The 14,908-nt window shown below is 45.2% G+C and carries 16 protein-coding genes; 7 read left to right on the top strand and 9 right to left on the bottom strand.

Going from position 1 to position 14,908, the window contains the following annotated elements:
* Position 1: 1 nt before the first annotated feature.
* Positions 2–652, bottom strand: a complete 651-nt coding sequence (alkB, locus tag B2337_RS07935; protein WP_292413158.1) for a DNA oxidative demethylase AlkB — start codon at positions 650–652, stop codon at positions 2–4.
* A complete protein-coding gene (locus B2337_RS07930; protein ID WP_292413156.1) occupies positions 649–1,194 on the bottom strand; it encodes a methylated-DNA--[protein]-cysteine S-methyltransferase in 546 nt (181 codons plus the stop codon). Before B2337_RS07930 ends, alkB begins: the two co-directional genes overlap by 4 nt.
* Before the next feature lie 159 nt (positions 1,195–1,353).
* On the opposite strand from B2337_RS07930, the gene B2337_RS07925 reads away from it, so the two are divergent.
* The 3 genes from B2337_RS07925 (at position 1,354) to B2337_RS07915 (ending at position 4,883) form a co-directional block, all read left to right on the top strand.
* A complete protein-coding gene (locus tag B2337_RS07925; RefSeq protein WP_292413154.1) occupies positions 1,354–1,764 on the top strand; it encodes a hypothetical protein in 411 nt (136 codons plus the stop codon).
* A gap of 156 nt (positions 1,765–1,920) precedes the next feature.
* Positions 1,921–3,018: an alkene reductase gene (locus tag B2337_RS07920; protein WP_292359916.1), complete on the top strand. Its 1,098-nt coding sequence runs from the start codon at positions 1,921–1,923 to the stop codon at positions 3,016–3,018.
* 158 nt (positions 3,019–3,176) lie between these two features.
* Positions 3,177–4,883, top strand: coding sequence for a potassium/proton antiporter (locus B2337_RS07915; protein ID WP_292413153.1), 1,707 nt, complete (start codon positions 3,177–3,179; stop codon positions 4,881–4,883).
* Here the strand turns inward: B2337_RS07915 and B2337_RS07910 are convergent, their stop codons facing one another.
* The 4 genes from B2337_RS07910 to B2337_RS07895 form a co-directional block, all read right to left on the bottom strand.
* Complete coding sequence (locus B2337_RS07910; RefSeq protein ID WP_292359919.1) at positions 4,884–5,528, bottom strand: MarC family protein; 645 nt, start codon at positions 5,526–5,528, stop codon at positions 4,884–4,886.
* 73 nt (positions 5,529–5,601) lie between these two features.
* Entirely contained in the window at positions 5,602–6,444 is an 843-nt protein-coding gene (locus B2337_RS07905) for a pirin family protein (RefSeq protein WP_292413151.1), read from the bottom strand.
* Positions 6,445–6,454: 10 nt separating this feature from the next.
* Entirely contained in the window at positions 6,455–7,036 is a 582-nt protein-coding gene (locus B2337_RS07900) for an FMN-dependent NADH-azoreductase (protein WP_292413150.1), read from the bottom strand.
* Between the two features lie 2 nt (positions 7,037–7,038).
* Positions 7,039–7,437, bottom strand: coding sequence for a DoxX family protein (locus tag B2337_RS07895; protein WP_349677073.1), 399 nt, complete (start codon positions 7,435–7,437; stop codon positions 7,039–7,041).
* A gap of 116 nt (positions 7,438–7,553) precedes the next feature.
* Here B2337_RS07895 and B2337_RS07890 point away from each other — a divergent pair, with 116 nt between their 5' ends.
* From B2337_RS07890 to amrB, 3 genes are all read left to right on the top strand, one after another.
* Positions 7,554–8,459: a LysR family transcriptional regulator gene (locus tag B2337_RS07890; RefSeq protein WP_292359927.1), complete on the top strand. Its 906-nt coding sequence runs from the start codon at positions 7,554–7,556 to the stop codon at positions 8,457–8,459.
* 71 nt (positions 8,460–8,530) lie between these two features.
* The gene (locus B2337_RS07885; RefSeq protein WP_292413147.1) at positions 8,531–9,187 is read left to right on the top strand and encodes a pyridoxamine 5'-phosphate oxidase family protein; all 657 of its coding nucleotides are present in this window, start codon (positions 8,531–8,533) and stop codon (positions 9,185–9,187) included.
* Between the two features lie 320 nt (positions 9,188–9,507).
* Positions 9,508–10,296, top strand: a complete 789-nt coding sequence (gene amrB / locus B2337_RS07880; RefSeq protein ID WP_292413146.1) for an AmmeMemoRadiSam system protein B — start codon at positions 9,508–9,510, stop codon at positions 10,294–10,296.
* Positions 10,297–10,298: 2 nt separating this feature from the next.
* On the opposite strand, the gene B2337_RS07875 is transcribed toward amrB, so the two are convergent.
* Entirely contained in the window at positions 10,299–11,060 is a 762-nt protein-coding gene (locus tag B2337_RS07875) for a TIGR01458 family HAD-type hydrolase (RefSeq protein ID WP_292359933.1), read from the bottom strand.
* Positions 11,061–11,288: 228 nt separating this feature from the next.
* On the opposite strand from B2337_RS07875, the gene rimO reads away from it, so the two are divergent.
* On the top strand, positions 11,289–12,599 hold the full coding sequence (rimO, locus tag B2337_RS07870) for a 30S ribosomal protein S12 methylthiotransferase RimO (protein WP_292359934.1): 1,311 nt from the start codon (positions 11,289–11,291) through the stop codon (positions 12,597–12,599).
* A gap of 293 nt (positions 12,600–12,892) precedes the next feature.
* On the opposite strand, the gene B2337_RS07865 is transcribed toward rimO, so the two are convergent.
* Positions 12,893–13,879, bottom strand: coding sequence for a sensor domain-containing diguanylate cyclase (locus B2337_RS07865; RefSeq protein WP_292359936.1), 987 nt, complete (start codon positions 13,877–13,879; stop codon positions 12,893–12,895).
* A 133-nt stretch (positions 13,880–14,012) separates the two neighbouring features.
* Positions 14,013–14,897 (bottom strand): mechanosensitive ion channel family protein, encoded by an 885-nt coding sequence (locus B2337_RS07860; RefSeq protein ID WP_292359937.1) that lies wholly within the window; start codon positions 14,895–14,897, stop codon positions 14,013–14,015.
* Between the last annotated feature and the right edge of the window lie 11 nt (positions 14,898–14,908).

The raw sequence follows: 14,908 nt of genomic DNA, 5'->3' as shown, positions 1-14,908 counted from the left end.
GTTACCTCGCATGCCGAAACGTCAGGTTATAACGATAAGGCCCGGTCAATGCATGTTGCCCGGGTTTTAACGCTAAAACGCCATGATAATAACGCCTCGCAGCCCTGCCCCAGACAATCACATCACCATGTTCCAATGGTATTCGCTGCTTTGGATCATTTCTGTTGCCCCCACCAAACTGAAACACGATTGGCAGTCCCAAAGAGACAGAAACGATTGGCTGTGAAAAGTCCTGCTCATCCTTGTCCTGATGTAATCCCATTTTGGCACCGATTTCATAGCGATTCATCAGACACACATCAGGAATAAAATCATTAAACCCAGCTAACAGAGCTGCCTGTTGAGCAAGTTGCTCAAAACATACCGGCATCGCTGGCCAGGCTTGCTCGGTTTGCGGGTCAATTTCACTGTAATGGTAACCCTGTCGATCCGTATGCCAGCCAACTTCACCACAATTGGTAATCGCCGCTGACATGAGAAAACCGCCCGGTGTCTGCATTTTGCGAAAAGGGGATTGTGTTTCGATAGCTGAAATAGCTTTAAAAAGTTGTTCGGCTTGCACCAGCGCGAAACCTTTTAATAAAAATACATCTGGCAATATCTGTTGCGCATCAGTGGGTATCAAATCGGCAAATAAATCTGCCATCTTCATTTTGTCAAAACAAGCCTTTCACGACGCAGCAGTGCTTGTTTGCTTTCGACTCCCCACCGATATCCTGAAAGCGAGCCATCTTTACGAATCACCCGATGACACGGAATGAGTACGGCAATATTATTTGCTCCACAGGCACTGGCAATAGCTCTCACCGCTCCCGGATTATTTAATTTTTCAGCTATGTCACTGTAGCTTACTGTGGTTCCTGTCGGGATTTCCTGCAAGGCTTGCCAGACTTGTTTCTGAAAAACCGTTCCACGCAAATCCAGAGAAAAATCCCTATTTTTTTGGGGGTTATGAATAACTTCAATCACTCTGGAAAGTGTATTTTTAACCCCCTTTCCACCATCTATACACTTCGCATCCGGAAATTTTTTTTGCAGACTGGCCATCATCAGTTTTGGGGATTTACCCAAATAAACGGCACATATACCCTTGGCAGATTCCGCGGTAAGCACATGTCCTACCGGACTGATACCAATAGCAAAATGAATACTCTCAGTTACTGGCACAACGATTCTCAATTCACTGGCCATCATTGACTGTCCCCTGTTCACGTTGCGTTCACCTTAAAGTTGTTAGTTTACATTTTAAATAGCAATTCCTTTAGCAGTTTATCAGTAAGGAATTTGCCGATGCACACAGTTTAAAAATCCATTAAGCTGTGATTACTATGGGAATTTTTCCTGGACACTGCTATGAAACTTAAAATAATTCTGCTGTTACTTTGCATGCCCTTGCTGGCTAACGCCGGTGCTGTTTCTCAGCTTGGTACGGGCGATCCACTAAAACTGGTTTATCAGGAAATGCTTTACCAATATCAGGTGGGCCTGGAACTGCATCAACAATACGACTTCAAGCAGCCGATTGATGTGATGCAGTGCAAAAATCAACATGGATATATTCAGACCCGAGCCAGATCGATGGTGGGTACGGCAAATCAGGTAGAGGAAGAAATTCGCAGCGATGTCATTGATGCGGCATGGTTCGCATTAAATTGCTCACGTTGCGGAAGTGCAGTAGACAGTTGCGACGCTGTTCCGGAAAAACTGGAATTCATTAAATCTTTACTTGAAGCAAAACAAAAAGCGAAAAATCTACAACAATAAGATATTAGGCCAGAACCAATCAGTAAAAAGCTTTGCTGAACCATCCTGCATGATCGTCAATGATTTGCAGCCGGTAACGTTTGGATCTTTAAATAAGTCCAATATCAACGCTAACTGCACTATTCCCCTTAATTTTCTTTTATGCCAGAGGTATTCATGAGCGAATCGCAGGATATTACGTTACTGTCTCCAATTAAAATAGGCCGTCAGACCTTAAAAAACCGCATGGTCATGGCCCCCTTAACCCGCAATAGAGCAGGTGATGGTCTTGTGCCCACCGAAATGAATGTCACCTATTACCGGCAACGTGCCAGCGCTGGCCTGATTATCAGTGAAGGTTCACAAATTGCTGATGATGCACTGGGTTATCCACTCACCCCCGGCATTCATTCTGAAGCACAGGTAGTTGGTTGGAAGCGTGTGACTGACGCAGTACATAAAGAAGATGGCTTAATCTTTATGCAACTTTGGCATTGTGGAAGGGTTTCGCATAGCTCCATGTTACCAGATGGCATGAAACCGCTTGCCCCCTCTGCAATAAAACCGGCTGGTGAAGTTTACACCTATGAGGGTATGAAACCTTATGAAACACCACAGGCGATAGAAACAGCAGATATCCCACGTATTATTGAGCAATATCGTCACGCAGCTTGTTGTGCCGTAGAAGCCGGTTTTGATGGCGTAGAAATTCATGCAGCAAATGGTTATCTCCTAGATCAGTTTTTACGTGATGGAACCAATCAACGCCAGGATCAATATGGTGGCAGTATCGAAAACCGATCGCGTTTGATTATGGAAGTCACTGCCGCTGTCTGTGAAATATGGGATCCCGAAAAAGTCGGTATTCGTCTTTCACCGCTTCAGCCATTTAATGATTTATATGACTCTAATCCCCAAGCTACTTTCAGCTACATGGTCAAAGCCCTGAATAAATTCGGGCTGGGCTATTTACACATTACAGAAATGGGTGCAGAAACTCCGGGTATTGCGGGTCCGTATTTTGATATCAGCTCATTGCGTAGCTTATGGGATGGCGTCTATATGACCAACAGCAATTACGACTATAAATCTGCGAATGCAGCACTACAAGAAGGCAAAGCGGATCTGATTTCTTTCGGAAAATTATTCATTGCCAATCCGGATCTGCCTGAACGGTTTGCCATCGATGCCCCTCTCAATAAACCAGATCCGGAAAGCTTTTATGGTGGTGATGAAAAAGGTTATATCGATTACCCTTTCCTCAAACAGGCCTGACTCTGTTTAAAATGCACAAAAAAACCGGCGATTGCCGGTTTTTTTGTATTGCCAATAAGCAGCGACACTGAACAATAATTGTTGCTGAAACACTTAATCCTTAAAAATGCAACCGACGAGTATGTAATAATTCTCTTTACACTTGTTCAAGGTTTAACATGGATTTTATCAATACACTGTTCCTGCTCGGCGGCCTGCTCATTGCTTTGAGCATTCTCGGCAGTCGACTTTCATCAAAATTTGGCCTGCCTTTATTGATTATCTTTTTGGCCCTTGGCATGTTGGCAGGCGAAGAAGGTATTCTGGGTATCCAGTTTGATGATTACTCAATGGCATTTCTGATAGGCCATCTCGCCTTAGCCATGATTCTGCTGGATGGTGGTTTACGCACAAGACTCAAAACCTTTCGCGTTGGTTTTAAACCGGCATTATCCCTTGCAACGTTAGGCGTGCTTTTGACCAGTGGCAGTGTCGGTTTTCTTGCCATGTGGGTGTTTGATCTGAGTGTATTTGAAGGATTATTGATTGGCGCTATTGTAGGTTCCACTGATGCAGCGGCTGTCTTTTCCATGCTTAGTGGTCGCGGTATCAACCTAAATGAACGAGTCGGCGCTACACTGGAAATTGAATCCGGCACCAACGACCCGATGGCAATTTTTCTGACGATTATGTTGGTGGAAGTACTGGTTGGCGAAATTGGTGCACCGCTTGAGACCATTTTATTTTTTGTTCAGCAATTTGGTTTTGGCCTGATTATCGGTATCGGAGGCGGTTGGTTAATAGCCAGATTACTCAGCTGGCTGGACCTGGCGCCGGGGCTCTATGCCATGCTGGCACTAGCGCTTGGATTTAGTGTTTTTGGTCTTACCGGAGCGGTTGGCGGCAGTGGCTTTTTAGCCATTTATCTTTGTGGCCTGATGATTGGCAATCGGCCGGGACGGCATTTAAATTTCATACTCCCGGTACATGATGGCCTGGCCTGGCTCAGCCAGATTGGCTTATTCCTGATATTGGGCCTGTTAGTAAATCCAAGTGAATTGCTGCAATACGCACTGCCCGCTCTGGTTATCGCATTAGCATTAATTTTTGTTGCCAGACCGATTGCGGTAGTTCTCTCAGTTAAACCTTTTTTTCGCTTCCGCTGGCGCGAAATCGGTTTTATTTCCTGGGTGGGTTTACGAGGCGCGGTGCCCATTGTATTGGCTATCTTTCCGGTGATAGGTGGTGTGGAAAATGCGTCTTTATATTTCAACGTTGCTTTTGTGGTGGTGTTGCTGTCACTGTTAATTCAAGGCAGCACATTATCGTTAATGGCACGTTGGATGCGCGTTGAAGTACCGGTCGGGATTAAACCAAATCATCGGGGTGCATTGGGTATATTGCCGCAGAATGATTATGAGTTGTTTGTGTATCGCATTGAAAACGAACAGCTGGATGGTCAACCTATACGGTTAATAAGGTTTCCATCGGGTACGCTGATTTCCGCATTATTTCGCAATCATGTCATGCTGCATCCTAAAGGCAGTACTGAATTGAAACTTAATGACACGATATGCGTGATCAGTCGTAATGAAGACTTGGACGCACTGAATCAAATCTTCAGTGGTCATTCCAAACTAAAACAGAAAGAAGCGTTTTTTGGCTCATTCAATATTCGCGGTGATGCATTACTTTCTGATGTCGCCAAAGCCTATGGACTGGTTATCAGCTCTGCCGAATATGGCATGACTGTAAGTGACTTTATTTCACGCCGTGTGGGAGGACACCCGGTAGTTGGTGATGATGTGGACTGGCATGGCATCCATTGGGTAGTCAATGAGGTGGAAGGCGATAAAATCATCAAAATCGGATTGAGGCTATACTGATTAAAGACCAGCGTATATCTCCAGCACGCCGTTAATTACAAACTGTACAGCAATCACTGAAAGAATAATGCCGAAGATCCGCGTGATAATCTCTTTGCCGGTTTCACCCAGATAACGCACCAGAAAATGTGAATAAACCATCGCCAGATAACACGAACCTGTTGTCAGAATAATCGCAGCAAACACCAGTAATAAATGCCAGGCAGTTGGCGCTTCACTGGTCAAAATCATCACTGTGGCGATAGCCCCGGGGCCACTCATAAAGGGAATAGCCAGAGGAATCACAGAAATATCCTTGGCAATCTTGCCATCAATAGCCGGATCAGAAGCATTGCTAGTTTCGCTTTCATCCAGTCCTTTATGAATCATGCTCATGGCAATACCGAATAAAATCAGACCGCCGGCAATGCGAAATGCCTCAATCGTAATACCAAAGATCTTGAATATCAGACCACCCAGCAAAGCAAAGACAAAAAACACTCCCGTAGCAATCAGACTTGAGCGTTTAGCGACGGCTTTGCGGGTGGCTTCTGAAGTTCGTGGCAACAGTGAAACAAACATAAATGCTGTTGTCAGCGGATTCACAATGACAAACAATGCGGCAATCGTAATGATCCAATAGTCGAACAAAACACCAGCATTCATAGCGAACTCCATAATTTAAACGCTTATCCTCTCATAAATTAAAGAACATTAAACGACTGAGCAGTTCGTTATATCAGGCAAACTGGCCACTGCGATAGTCTGTAAATGCCTGCTCCAGTTCAGCACGGGTGTTCATCACAAAGGGTCCCGCCCGCTCAACCGGTTCGTTAATTGGTTTGCCCGCCACGATAATAAAAGTACTGTCCTGCTCTGCTTCTACTTTTACCGTATCGCCTTCTTTTAATACTGCCAGCTGCGAGGCGCCGATGGAGGTCGGTTTATCACCAATGTTGACTCGTCCTGCTGCCACATAAACAAAGGCGTTATGTGTTGCAGGTATATTGTCTTCAAACACACTGCCAGCCGGCGCATCAATCACGAAATACACTGGCTCGACAAAGCTGTTATCTATAACGCCTTTGGTGCCATTGATGGTTTCACCGGCAACGACTTTGACGGTCAAACCAGCTTCACGAGTTTCTATTGCGATCTCATCGGCCGCTTTTTCCTGATATCGCGGTGGCATCATTTTCTGCTCGGATGGCAGATTCACCCACAACTGGAAACCTGCTAACAACCCATCTTCCTGCTCAGGTTTTTCCGAGTGGATAATGCCACGTCCTGCTGTCATCCACTGCACTCCACCACTTTCAATCACACCGGCATTACCGGCACTGTCTTCATGCCGCATCTTGCCCGCTAACATATAGGTAACCGTTTCAAAACCACGATGCGGATGTGGCGGGAAACCAGCGATATAATCTTCCGGTTTATCGCTGCCAAATGCATCAAATAACAAAAACGGGTCCAACATATCAATTTCATGCGAGGCAATTAACCGTCTTAACGTTACCCCGGCTCCATCCGAAGTCATTTGGCCACGGATCCATTTTTTTACTTCACGTTGTTGTGCCATGATGGCCTCCTTACGCCGCAATTAATGCAGCCAATTTATCGCTGCTATCCGGCTGTTCAAAATAGTGATTGGCATTAACCAGTGTGACATCACTAATACCAATAAACTGCATAAAAAATTTCAGGTAATTACTGGCAAAATCCACATCACTTTCTAACGGTACTCCACCTGATGCCATCACCAGATAGACCTTTTTATTTTCCAGCAATCCGATCGGACCCTGTTCAGTGTAACGAAAGGTTTCACGGGCTCTGGCGACCAAATCGATCCAGGCTTTCAAAGCAGCCGGTATGCCAAAGTTATAAATAGGTACTGCCAGAACCAGTACATCCGCCGTTTTGACTTCGTTAATCAGCTGATCAGAAAACCTCAGAACTTCTTTTTGTGCTGCATTACGATCAGCGGGGTCGGTAAAGTTGGCGTTGATCCAGTTTTCATCAATAAACGTGAGTCCTGAAGCCACATCACGTTGCTGCAATGTCACTTCATTTTGTCCCGCAAGGATTTCTGTTAATTGTGTTGAAACCGCCCGGGTCAGTGAACCGTCATAACGGCTGCTGGCGTTAATATGTAATACGTTTAATTGTGTCATTTTCAAATACCTCTGTTATGTGTGGCAAAAGCCGCATCAATAGAAAAGCGTTTCGCCCCATGGCTGACCAGTACTAAAAAACCACCGGCAATGGCGATGTTTTTCATAAACAAAATGCTTTGCATCTGATCGGCAAAATCAAGATGGAAAAACAAGGCCGATAACATCGAAAATCCAGCCAGTAAAAAGGCCACTATGCGAGTCTGAAATCCAACAATAATCGCAATTGCCCCGAGGATTTCAGTGGCAATCACCACCGGTAGTAACGCTGATGAGATGCCCATTGCAGTCATGTATTCGGCAGTGCCGTCATAACCTGCGCCAAGCTTGCTTAAACCTGCCGTGAGAAAAAGCAGGGAAAGAAAAATTCGTCCCGCCAGATCGGTAATATTGCTAAACATTTTTTTATATCCTTTATTAGATAAGTACGGTGCCATTTTATAGTTCTTTATATTTAGATAAACAATGCTATAAAGAAATTATTGTTGATATAAAATGAACAATAAAGGAAGCGGCAATGAACCAGATTGAAGATATGCAAACCTTTAAACGGATTGTGGAAGCTGGCAGTATCAGTCTCGCAGCTGATCAACTTGATACGGTTAAGTCAGCTGTCAGCCGTAGGCTCAAGGACTTGGAAAAACGGCTGAATGTCACCTTGTTGCAACGCACCACCAGACGACAGACGCTCACAGAGGCCGGACATCGTTATTATCAACATTGCCTACGTCTGCTGGATGATATCGCCGAAGCAGAAGCACAGATCTCTGATATTGAAGCAGAACTCAGCGGTAAACTGCGGATTTCGGCCCCGGTATCATTTGGTCTGATGCATTTGGGACCCGCCTTACAGGAATTTCAGTTGATACACCCATTAATTGAAATGTCGATCGACTTTAATGACCGACTGGTGGATCTGATTGCGGATGGATTTGATTTAGCGATACGTATATCCAGGCTTGAGGATTCAACGTTGATTGCCAAAAAACTGTCTTCTACCCGTTTGGTGGTCTGTGCCAGTCCGGAATATCTGACCTATCATGGAACCCCCATCATCCCAACCGATCTCACTAACAATCACACGGTTCTGCATTATAGGAATACCTCTGAAAGCTGGCAGTTTCAACAAGATGGAAGCCTGATTAACTTGCACTTACAAGGCAAACTTACGGCTAATAATGGCAATTTTCTATGTGATGCCGCCATTGCCGGGCAAGGCATCATCACCTCACCAGACTTTATCTGTTATCAGGCAGTACAGTCTGGACAACTGCAGGTTATCCTGCGGGATTATATGCATGACAATGAGCTGGGTATCTTTGCGGTGTATCCTCAAACACGTTACCTGCCACGGCGTAGTCAGATTCTCATTGCTTATTTACAAAATTATTTCGCACGAAATGCGCCCTGGCTGGATTGTTGACCATTTGACAGTCCACCAAGACAATGCTCAACTGTCGACCACTCAAAAATCAAACAACAGAGAGAAAATTTATGACTGAAATCTATGGCGCACAACATCGACAGCTACAACAGGAATTCAATAAAGAGAAACTCGCCGATCGGGTTGGTGAAGCCATTATCACGGACTACATTACTGATCAGCATCGTGAATTTATTGCCAGCCGTGATTTCTTTTTCCTGTCCACAGTCGATCACCGTGGTTTTCCAACCTGTTCACACAAAGGCGGCGATATTGGCTTTGTAAAAATTCTCGATGACAAAACACTTGCCTTTCCAAGTCTTGATGGTAACGGTATGTATCTGTCGATGGGGAATATTGATGCCAATAAAAAAATCGGCATGCTGTTTATCGATTTTGAAACGCCGCATCGCGTTCGGGTTCATGGTATTGCTGAACTGAGCCGTGATCCTGAAGATCTCGCGTTATTCCATGAAGCCGAACTGGTGGTTAAAGTGACCATTGAAGATATGTTTCAGAATTGTCCGCGTTATATTCATCGTTATAAACGTATCAGCGAATCACGTTACGTACCCAAAGCTGAATGTCAGACCCCCTTACCCGTTTGGAAACGTCTGGACGCGGTTCAGGATGTCATCGATGATGCGGAGAAAGCCAAAGTGGCCCTGGAAGGAGGCATTATCACCATGGAAGAATATGAACTATTACTGCAAAAAGGGGAAGCGTAAATCATTGAAAAATAAGTGGTTTGCGCACCACTCTGTCTCATCTCTACCACAATAATATTTAGGGAAAAATTCCTGTAAACGATCAATGCCCAGCAACTCTAGCGTCCGGGGATTGATCGTTTTGAACGGCAAAAAGCCCGCTTGAAAATCATCAAATTGAAGCGAATACTCGATCATCCAAAGCCTTCGTTAGGGTATGTTTTCTTTCAGAGCCAGCTCTGTTGTGGCTGAAAATATATCAGGCAAGGCGCAAGGAATGCCGTTGAGTTGCTCTTAATAAATAATGAGCATCGCAGACCATAGACTTGAGGATAAATACCATGATTTCGATTCGCCCGAGTGCAGTTGCAGGTTTGTATTATCCCGCCCGTTCAACAGAGCTTGAAGAGTTGTTGGACAAACAGTTTGATAAACCCTCAGACCATATCCATCATCGTGCCAAAGCACTTATTGTGCCGCATGGAGGATATTTTTATTCCGGTCAGGTGGCCGCCGCAGCCTATCAGTCGCTGGTAGAGATTGCCGATGATATCGAACGTGTCATCTTAATTGGTCCATCTCACCGAACAGACTTTAAGGGCATTGCAATGAGTGAGGCTGATTATTTTGCAAGTCCTATGGGTAGTGTGGCGATAGACAAAAAAATCTACCCACATTTAAGTCGGATTAAAGGTGTAGAAACCTACGAAAGTCCGCATGACAACGAACATTGTCTGGAGGTACAGTTACCTTTCTTGCAGTATTCATTAAATAATTTTGAAATTGTGCCTTTGCTAACCGGCAAGGCCAGTACTTCACTGATAGCTGACGTTTTGGGAACAGCCACCAAAGATGCTAAATCGTTAATTGTGATCAGTTCGGATCTTAGCCATTATCTGGATTATGAAACGGCACGCAAAATTGATCAGTTTACTTCTCAGGCCATTATCAGTATGGATAACCATGAGATAGATAAATTTCATGCCTGCGGATGTGACGCTATCCGGGGATTTCTGGAATACGCCAGAAATGAAAACATGTCAGGTCAAATCATGTCCTTGAGTAACTCGGGTGATGTGGTTGGCAAAAAAGACAGTGTTGTCGGCTATGGCGCTTATCTGTTTGAATGAGATTAAGGTTGTTTCACCGCTCGACTAACAGCATCGACAACGGAATGACAGACCCAGGCACCAGGCTGACGGATTTTATCTTCGTCGCCTGGTGAATACTTGCCTGTTTGCACCAGACATGCCCGCAATCCTGCTGTCAAAGCCCCTTCTACATCAGCAAAAGCATCATCACCAATCATCAACACTTCTTCTGCTGTAAATCCGGTTGACTCAACCGCTGTCTGAAAAAAGCCTTTGGCCGGTTTCCCCAAAATCTCGGCTTCGACATCACAGGCATATTCCAGCGCAGTTATAAAAGGGCCTGCATCCAAAAGCAGTTGTTCATTCTGGCGAAAATAACGATTCAGTCCTATACCTAATAAAGGCGCGCCATCCATTATCAGCTGAAATGCCCGGTTCATATTCTCGTAGGTAAAACCTTCAGCCGCATCCGCTACCACAACCGCATTAGGCAAATTCTGATCCAAATCGGCAAATTCCGGACGCAGTTTTTCATGCACCAGACAATATGGACGTAACCCGCGTTGCTGCAATGCTAATCTCACAGCACCCGGTGCGGTAAGAACTTCATCAACGCTTAAATCAAACCCCATTCGCAGTAAGGATTGCAGTGTGTCGGTACTGGTGCTACGGGAAGTATTGGTCACAAAACGCACCACCAATTGCTCATTGCGTGCCAGATGAAGTGCTTCAATGGCACCGGCAATCGGCATGTTATCCATGTGTAATACACCACTGATATCAAATAAAATCGCTTTTATCATCACAGTCACCTCGGGTATGCCACTGGTACTGTAAATTATGCGCGGATAAACCAGGACACACAATTGCTCAGTACAATTTGGCTGCTTTGCATTTATGGATTTGCAATCAACGGAAGTCCTGTTGATATTTGATCGCCACACTGCCGGAGACCATGAAAAGATCAACAGATCCCATCAAACGCGATAGAATAGCGGCCTTTTACACTCTACCAGTCACAGGTTACGCTTATGAAAGCTCCACAGGTCGGATTTGTCAGTCTCGGTTGCCCCAAAGCGCTGGTCGACAGCGAACGTATTATTACCAAACTGCGTTCCGAGGGATATGAGATTTCTGCAAATTACGACGATGCAGATTTAGTCGTGGTAAATACCTGCGGCTTTATCGACTCCGCGGTGGAAGAATCACTGGAAAGTATTGGCGAGGCCATTGCACATAATGGCAAAGTTATTGTGACCGGCTGTCTGGGCAGCCGTGACAACACCATTCGTGAAAAACATCCTCAAGTGCTGGAAATCACTGGTGCTCATGCGCTGGAAGAAGTGGTGGGAGCAGTGCATAAACACCTTCCTCAACCCCATGATCCGTTTATCAGTCTGGTACCACCAGAAGGTATCAAGCTTACTCCCCGCCACTATGCTTATCTGAAAATTTCCGAAGGCTGTAATCATCGTTGTACCTTCTGCATTATCCCGTCAATGCGTGGCGATTTAGTCAGCCGCCCCGTTAATCAGGTGGTGGCAGAAGCCAAACGCCTGGCGGATGCCGGCGTAAAAGAAATTCTGGTGATTTCGCAGGATACCAGTGCTTATGGTGTAGATCTGAAATACGCTGAATATGAATGGCAGGGTGAAAAAATTGCCACCCGCTTTACCGCCATGGCCAAAGCTTTAGGTGAACTCGGCATTTGGGTAAGGATGCATTATGTCTATCCATATCCGCACGTTGATGACGTCATTCCGTTGATGGCTGAAGGCAAGATTTTGCCGTATCTGGATATTCCATTTCAGCATGCCAGCCCGCGCATCCTGAAATTAATGAAGCGTCCGGCCTCCTCTCAGAATAATCTGGAACGGATTCAAGCCTGGCGCGCTATTTGTCCGGAAATTACCTTACGCAGTACGTTTATTGTTGGTTTTCCAGGTGAAACCGAAGGTGAGTTTGAAGAATTACTGGATTTTCTGGAGCAAGCCCAATTGGATAAAGCCGGAGCATTTAAATACTCACCGGTAGATGGTGCAGTGGCCAACCAGCTTCCTGATCCGGTTCCGGAAGACGTTAAGGAAGAACGTCTGGCCCGTTTTATGGCCAAACAAGCTGAAATCAGTGCTCAACGTTTGCAACAGAAAGTCGGCAAACGTGATTTTGTAATTATTGATGAAGTGGTTGAAGAAGGTGCGGTCGGTCGTAGTCGTGCTGATGCGCCGGAAATTGATGGTCAGGTATTTATCGATCATGCAACGCATTTAAACGTCGGCGATATTGTAGAAGTTGAATTTGAAGAAGCCGATGAACATGATCTCTGGGCCAGGCTAGTTTAAAGCTTCTGTTGTAACTGAATAAAGCGCCACTTATTTCCACGGATGGACAGTATGCCGGCGCGCCAGGGAGGTCTGCGCTCTCGTCGCTTTTTCAGAATAACTACAAAAACGCCGGGACAAGCAATGTTCAAGACATTGCTTTTGCATACACTCCATCCATGGAGATAAACGTTTTTGAGCGTCAGCCCCAAAGGGGTGAGATAGATGGATGTATCTCACAAACTGCGTTCATCATGCCTTGATTGAGGCTTTTTCAGCTCACAACAGAGGCGGAGATGAAAGATCAACAATCCCTAGGAGCTGATTCGGTTTTTTCCGGATTCTTTAGACTGATACAGAGCGTTGTCGGCACGAATCGATAAGCGCATGGCGGACTCGCCCTGACGTAACTGTGCCACCCCAAAACTGGTTGTTATCGTCGCACGTTTATCAAGATTGGCATCAACAATCAGTTGACGTAGTTTTTCGGCGGTATGTGCTGCGGCTTCAAGCGCGGTATTTGGCAACAGAATCATAAATTCATCACCGCCCCAGCGCGCCAGCAAATCAATTTCACGGATATTCTTTTTCAACAACCGGCTCATTTGTACCAGAACCATATCGCCATTGGCATGACCAAACTCATCATTGACGATTTTAAAATCATCTATATCAAGTGCAATCACCGATAACGGTTGATGAAAACGTTCAGCTCGTTCCACTTCCAGTTCCAGTGTTTTTTCCAACCGATAACGATTGGCAACACCAGTGAGTGTATCTGTTTCGGCCAGACGTTGAACTTCAGCAATTTTACTTTCCAACTCGGCATTGGTTTGGATAAGCTGGTGAGTTCGTTCTTCTACCAAATCTTCCAACGAATGATTCTGCTGCGCCAGTCGCTCCAGATTGAGTTTACGCTCGTTGATATCACGGTGCGCTCCAATCATCCTCGCGACCGAGCCATCTTCATTCCATTCAATGATTCTGGCGCGATCCTCTATCCAAACATAATTATTATCAGACTTACGCAGGCGGTATTCAATCTGGTAGGTGCTTGCATGGTTATGAATATAATTATCAAAATGTTCCAGAACACGCCCAGAATCTTCCGGGTGCAGGCATTGTTCCCAAAATGCGACAGTAGCAGGTGTATTTGCGGCAGTATAACCCAGCATCCGAAACCATCCAGGGCTACGGTATACGTATCCTGTGTTTGCGTGCCAATCCCATACGCCATCACTGATTATGTCCAGTACGACCTGTAGACATTCATCATCTACGTCGCCAAGCCCCGTCTTCATACCCAATCCTTAGTAATCAAACACTTAAGAGCGGGAGTATCTTATAAAAATTTATGTGATGCAAGTCACAAATATATTTGGGGCTGCAAATATTTCAAAGCGACCAATGCTGGAGATGCAAGATCAACAAGCCCTAGTGCTGACTCAATTTGGTGTTGGCTTCGGATTCAGGATCATTTTGCTTTTGCGAAACGGTTAAATTATCGGCAAGCGTCAGCACCCGCTGAGGGAATGGAATTGTCAATCCAGCCGCTTCAATTTGCTCCTTGACAATCTTGTTCAACTCCCAATAGGTATTCCAGTACACATCAATAGTGGTCCAGGCTCGCATATGTAATTGAATCGAGCTCTCGCCCATTGAAGAGACAAAAATCTGTGGTGCGGGCGTTTCCAGTAAAGCTGGATGGCTTTTCACAATATTGTTGAGAACTTCCAGCCCCACATCAATGGGATCGCTATAGGAAATACCAACAATCACTTCCAGTCGCCGTTTACTGTTACGGGTAAAGTTGGTGATGGGAGCTCCCCACAAACGACTGTTGGGTACTGAAATATACAAACCATCCGGTGTTTCCAGAATAGTCGTAAACAAACCGATTTCACGCACGCCTCCGACCAGTTCACCACATTGAATAAAATCATTGAGCCGGAAAGGTTTTAAAAACAACAACATGATTCCGGCAGCAATATTGCTCAGTGTCTCTCTCAACGCCAGACCCACTGCCAATCCTGCCGCACCAAGCAAAGCAATAATACTGGTCGTATTAAAGCCGAACATATCCAGAATAATTAAAACCGCAACGGCATAGACCAGATAAGCCATGGTTGAACTGAATAGTTTGATGACCGCCGGATCGATGCTATTAAACTTGAAATTGGCATTATTAAATACACGTCGTATCAAACGGGAAATGATGGTAGCCGCTATCAATACCACCACCGTCATCACCAGCTTATAACCAATGGCCAGAATTAATGCCGAGTTCTGTTCCCACAGTTGTATTAACCAATCCATCATGTCTAGGCCTG

The sequence above is a fragment of the Methylophaga sp. UBA3192 genome, from assembly GCA_002363955.1.
In the GTDB taxonomy this organism is placed as follows: domain Bacteria; phylum Pseudomonadota; class Gammaproteobacteria; order Nitrosococcales; family Methylophagaceae; genus Methylophaga.
This window is presented reverse-complemented; position numbering and strand designations above follow the sequence as displayed.

Coding starts and splice junctions, on each gene's coding strand:
- alkB (WP_292413158.1), bottom strand. CDS start 652: ATGAAGATGGCAGATTTATTTGCCGATTTGATACCCACTGATGCGCAA.
- B2337_RS07930 (WP_292413156.1), bottom strand. CDS start 1,194: ATGATGGCCAGTGAATTGAGAATCGTTGTGCCAGTAACTGAGAGTATT.
- B2337_RS07925 (WP_292413154.1), top strand. CDS start 1,354: ATGAAACTTAAAATAATTCTGCTGTTACTTTGCATGCCCTTGCTGGCT.
- B2337_RS07920 (WP_292359916.1), top strand. CDS start 1,921: ATGAGCGAATCGCAGGATATTACGTTACTGTCTCCAATTAAAATAGGC.
- B2337_RS07915 (WP_292413153.1), top strand. CDS start 3,177: ATGGATTTTATCAATACACTGTTCCTGCTCGGCGGCCTGCTCATTGCT.
- B2337_RS07910 (WP_292359919.1), bottom strand. CDS start 5,528: ATGAATGCTGGTGTTTTGTTCGACTATTGGATCATTACGATTGCCGCA.
- B2337_RS07905 (WP_292413151.1), bottom strand. CDS start 6,444: ATGGCACAACAACGTGAAGTAAAAAAATGGATCCGTGGCCAAATGACT.
- B2337_RS07900 (WP_292413150.1), bottom strand. CDS start 7,036: ATGACACAATTAAACGTATTACATATTAACGCCAGCAGCCGTTATGAC.
- B2337_RS07895 (WP_349677073.1), bottom strand. CDS start 7,437: ATGTTTAGCAATATTACCGATCTGGCGGGACGAATTTTTCTTTCCCTG.
- B2337_RS07890 (WP_292359927.1), top strand. CDS start 7,554: ATGAACCAGATTGAAGATATGCAAACCTTTAAACGGATTGTGGAAGCT.
- B2337_RS07885 (WP_292413147.1), top strand. CDS start 8,531: ATGACTGAAATCTATGGCGCACAACATCGACAGCTACAACAGGAATTC.
- amrB (WP_292413146.1), top strand. CDS start 9,508: ATGATTTCGATTCGCCCGAGTGCAGTTGCAGGTTTGTATTATCCCGCC.
- B2337_RS07875 (WP_292359933.1), bottom strand. CDS start 11,060: ATGATAAAAGCGATTTTATTTGATATCAGTGGTGTATTACACATGGAT.
- rimO (WP_292359934.1), top strand. CDS start 11,289: ATGAAAGCTCCACAGGTCGGATTTGTCAGTCTCGGTTGCCCCAAAGCG.
- B2337_RS07865 (WP_292359936.1), bottom strand. CDS start 13,879: ATGAAGACGGGGCTTGGCGACGTAGATGATGAATGTCTACAGGTCGTA.
- B2337_RS07860 (WP_292359937.1), bottom strand. CDS start 14,897: ATGATGGATTGGTTAATACAACTGTGGGAACAGAACTCGGCATTAATT.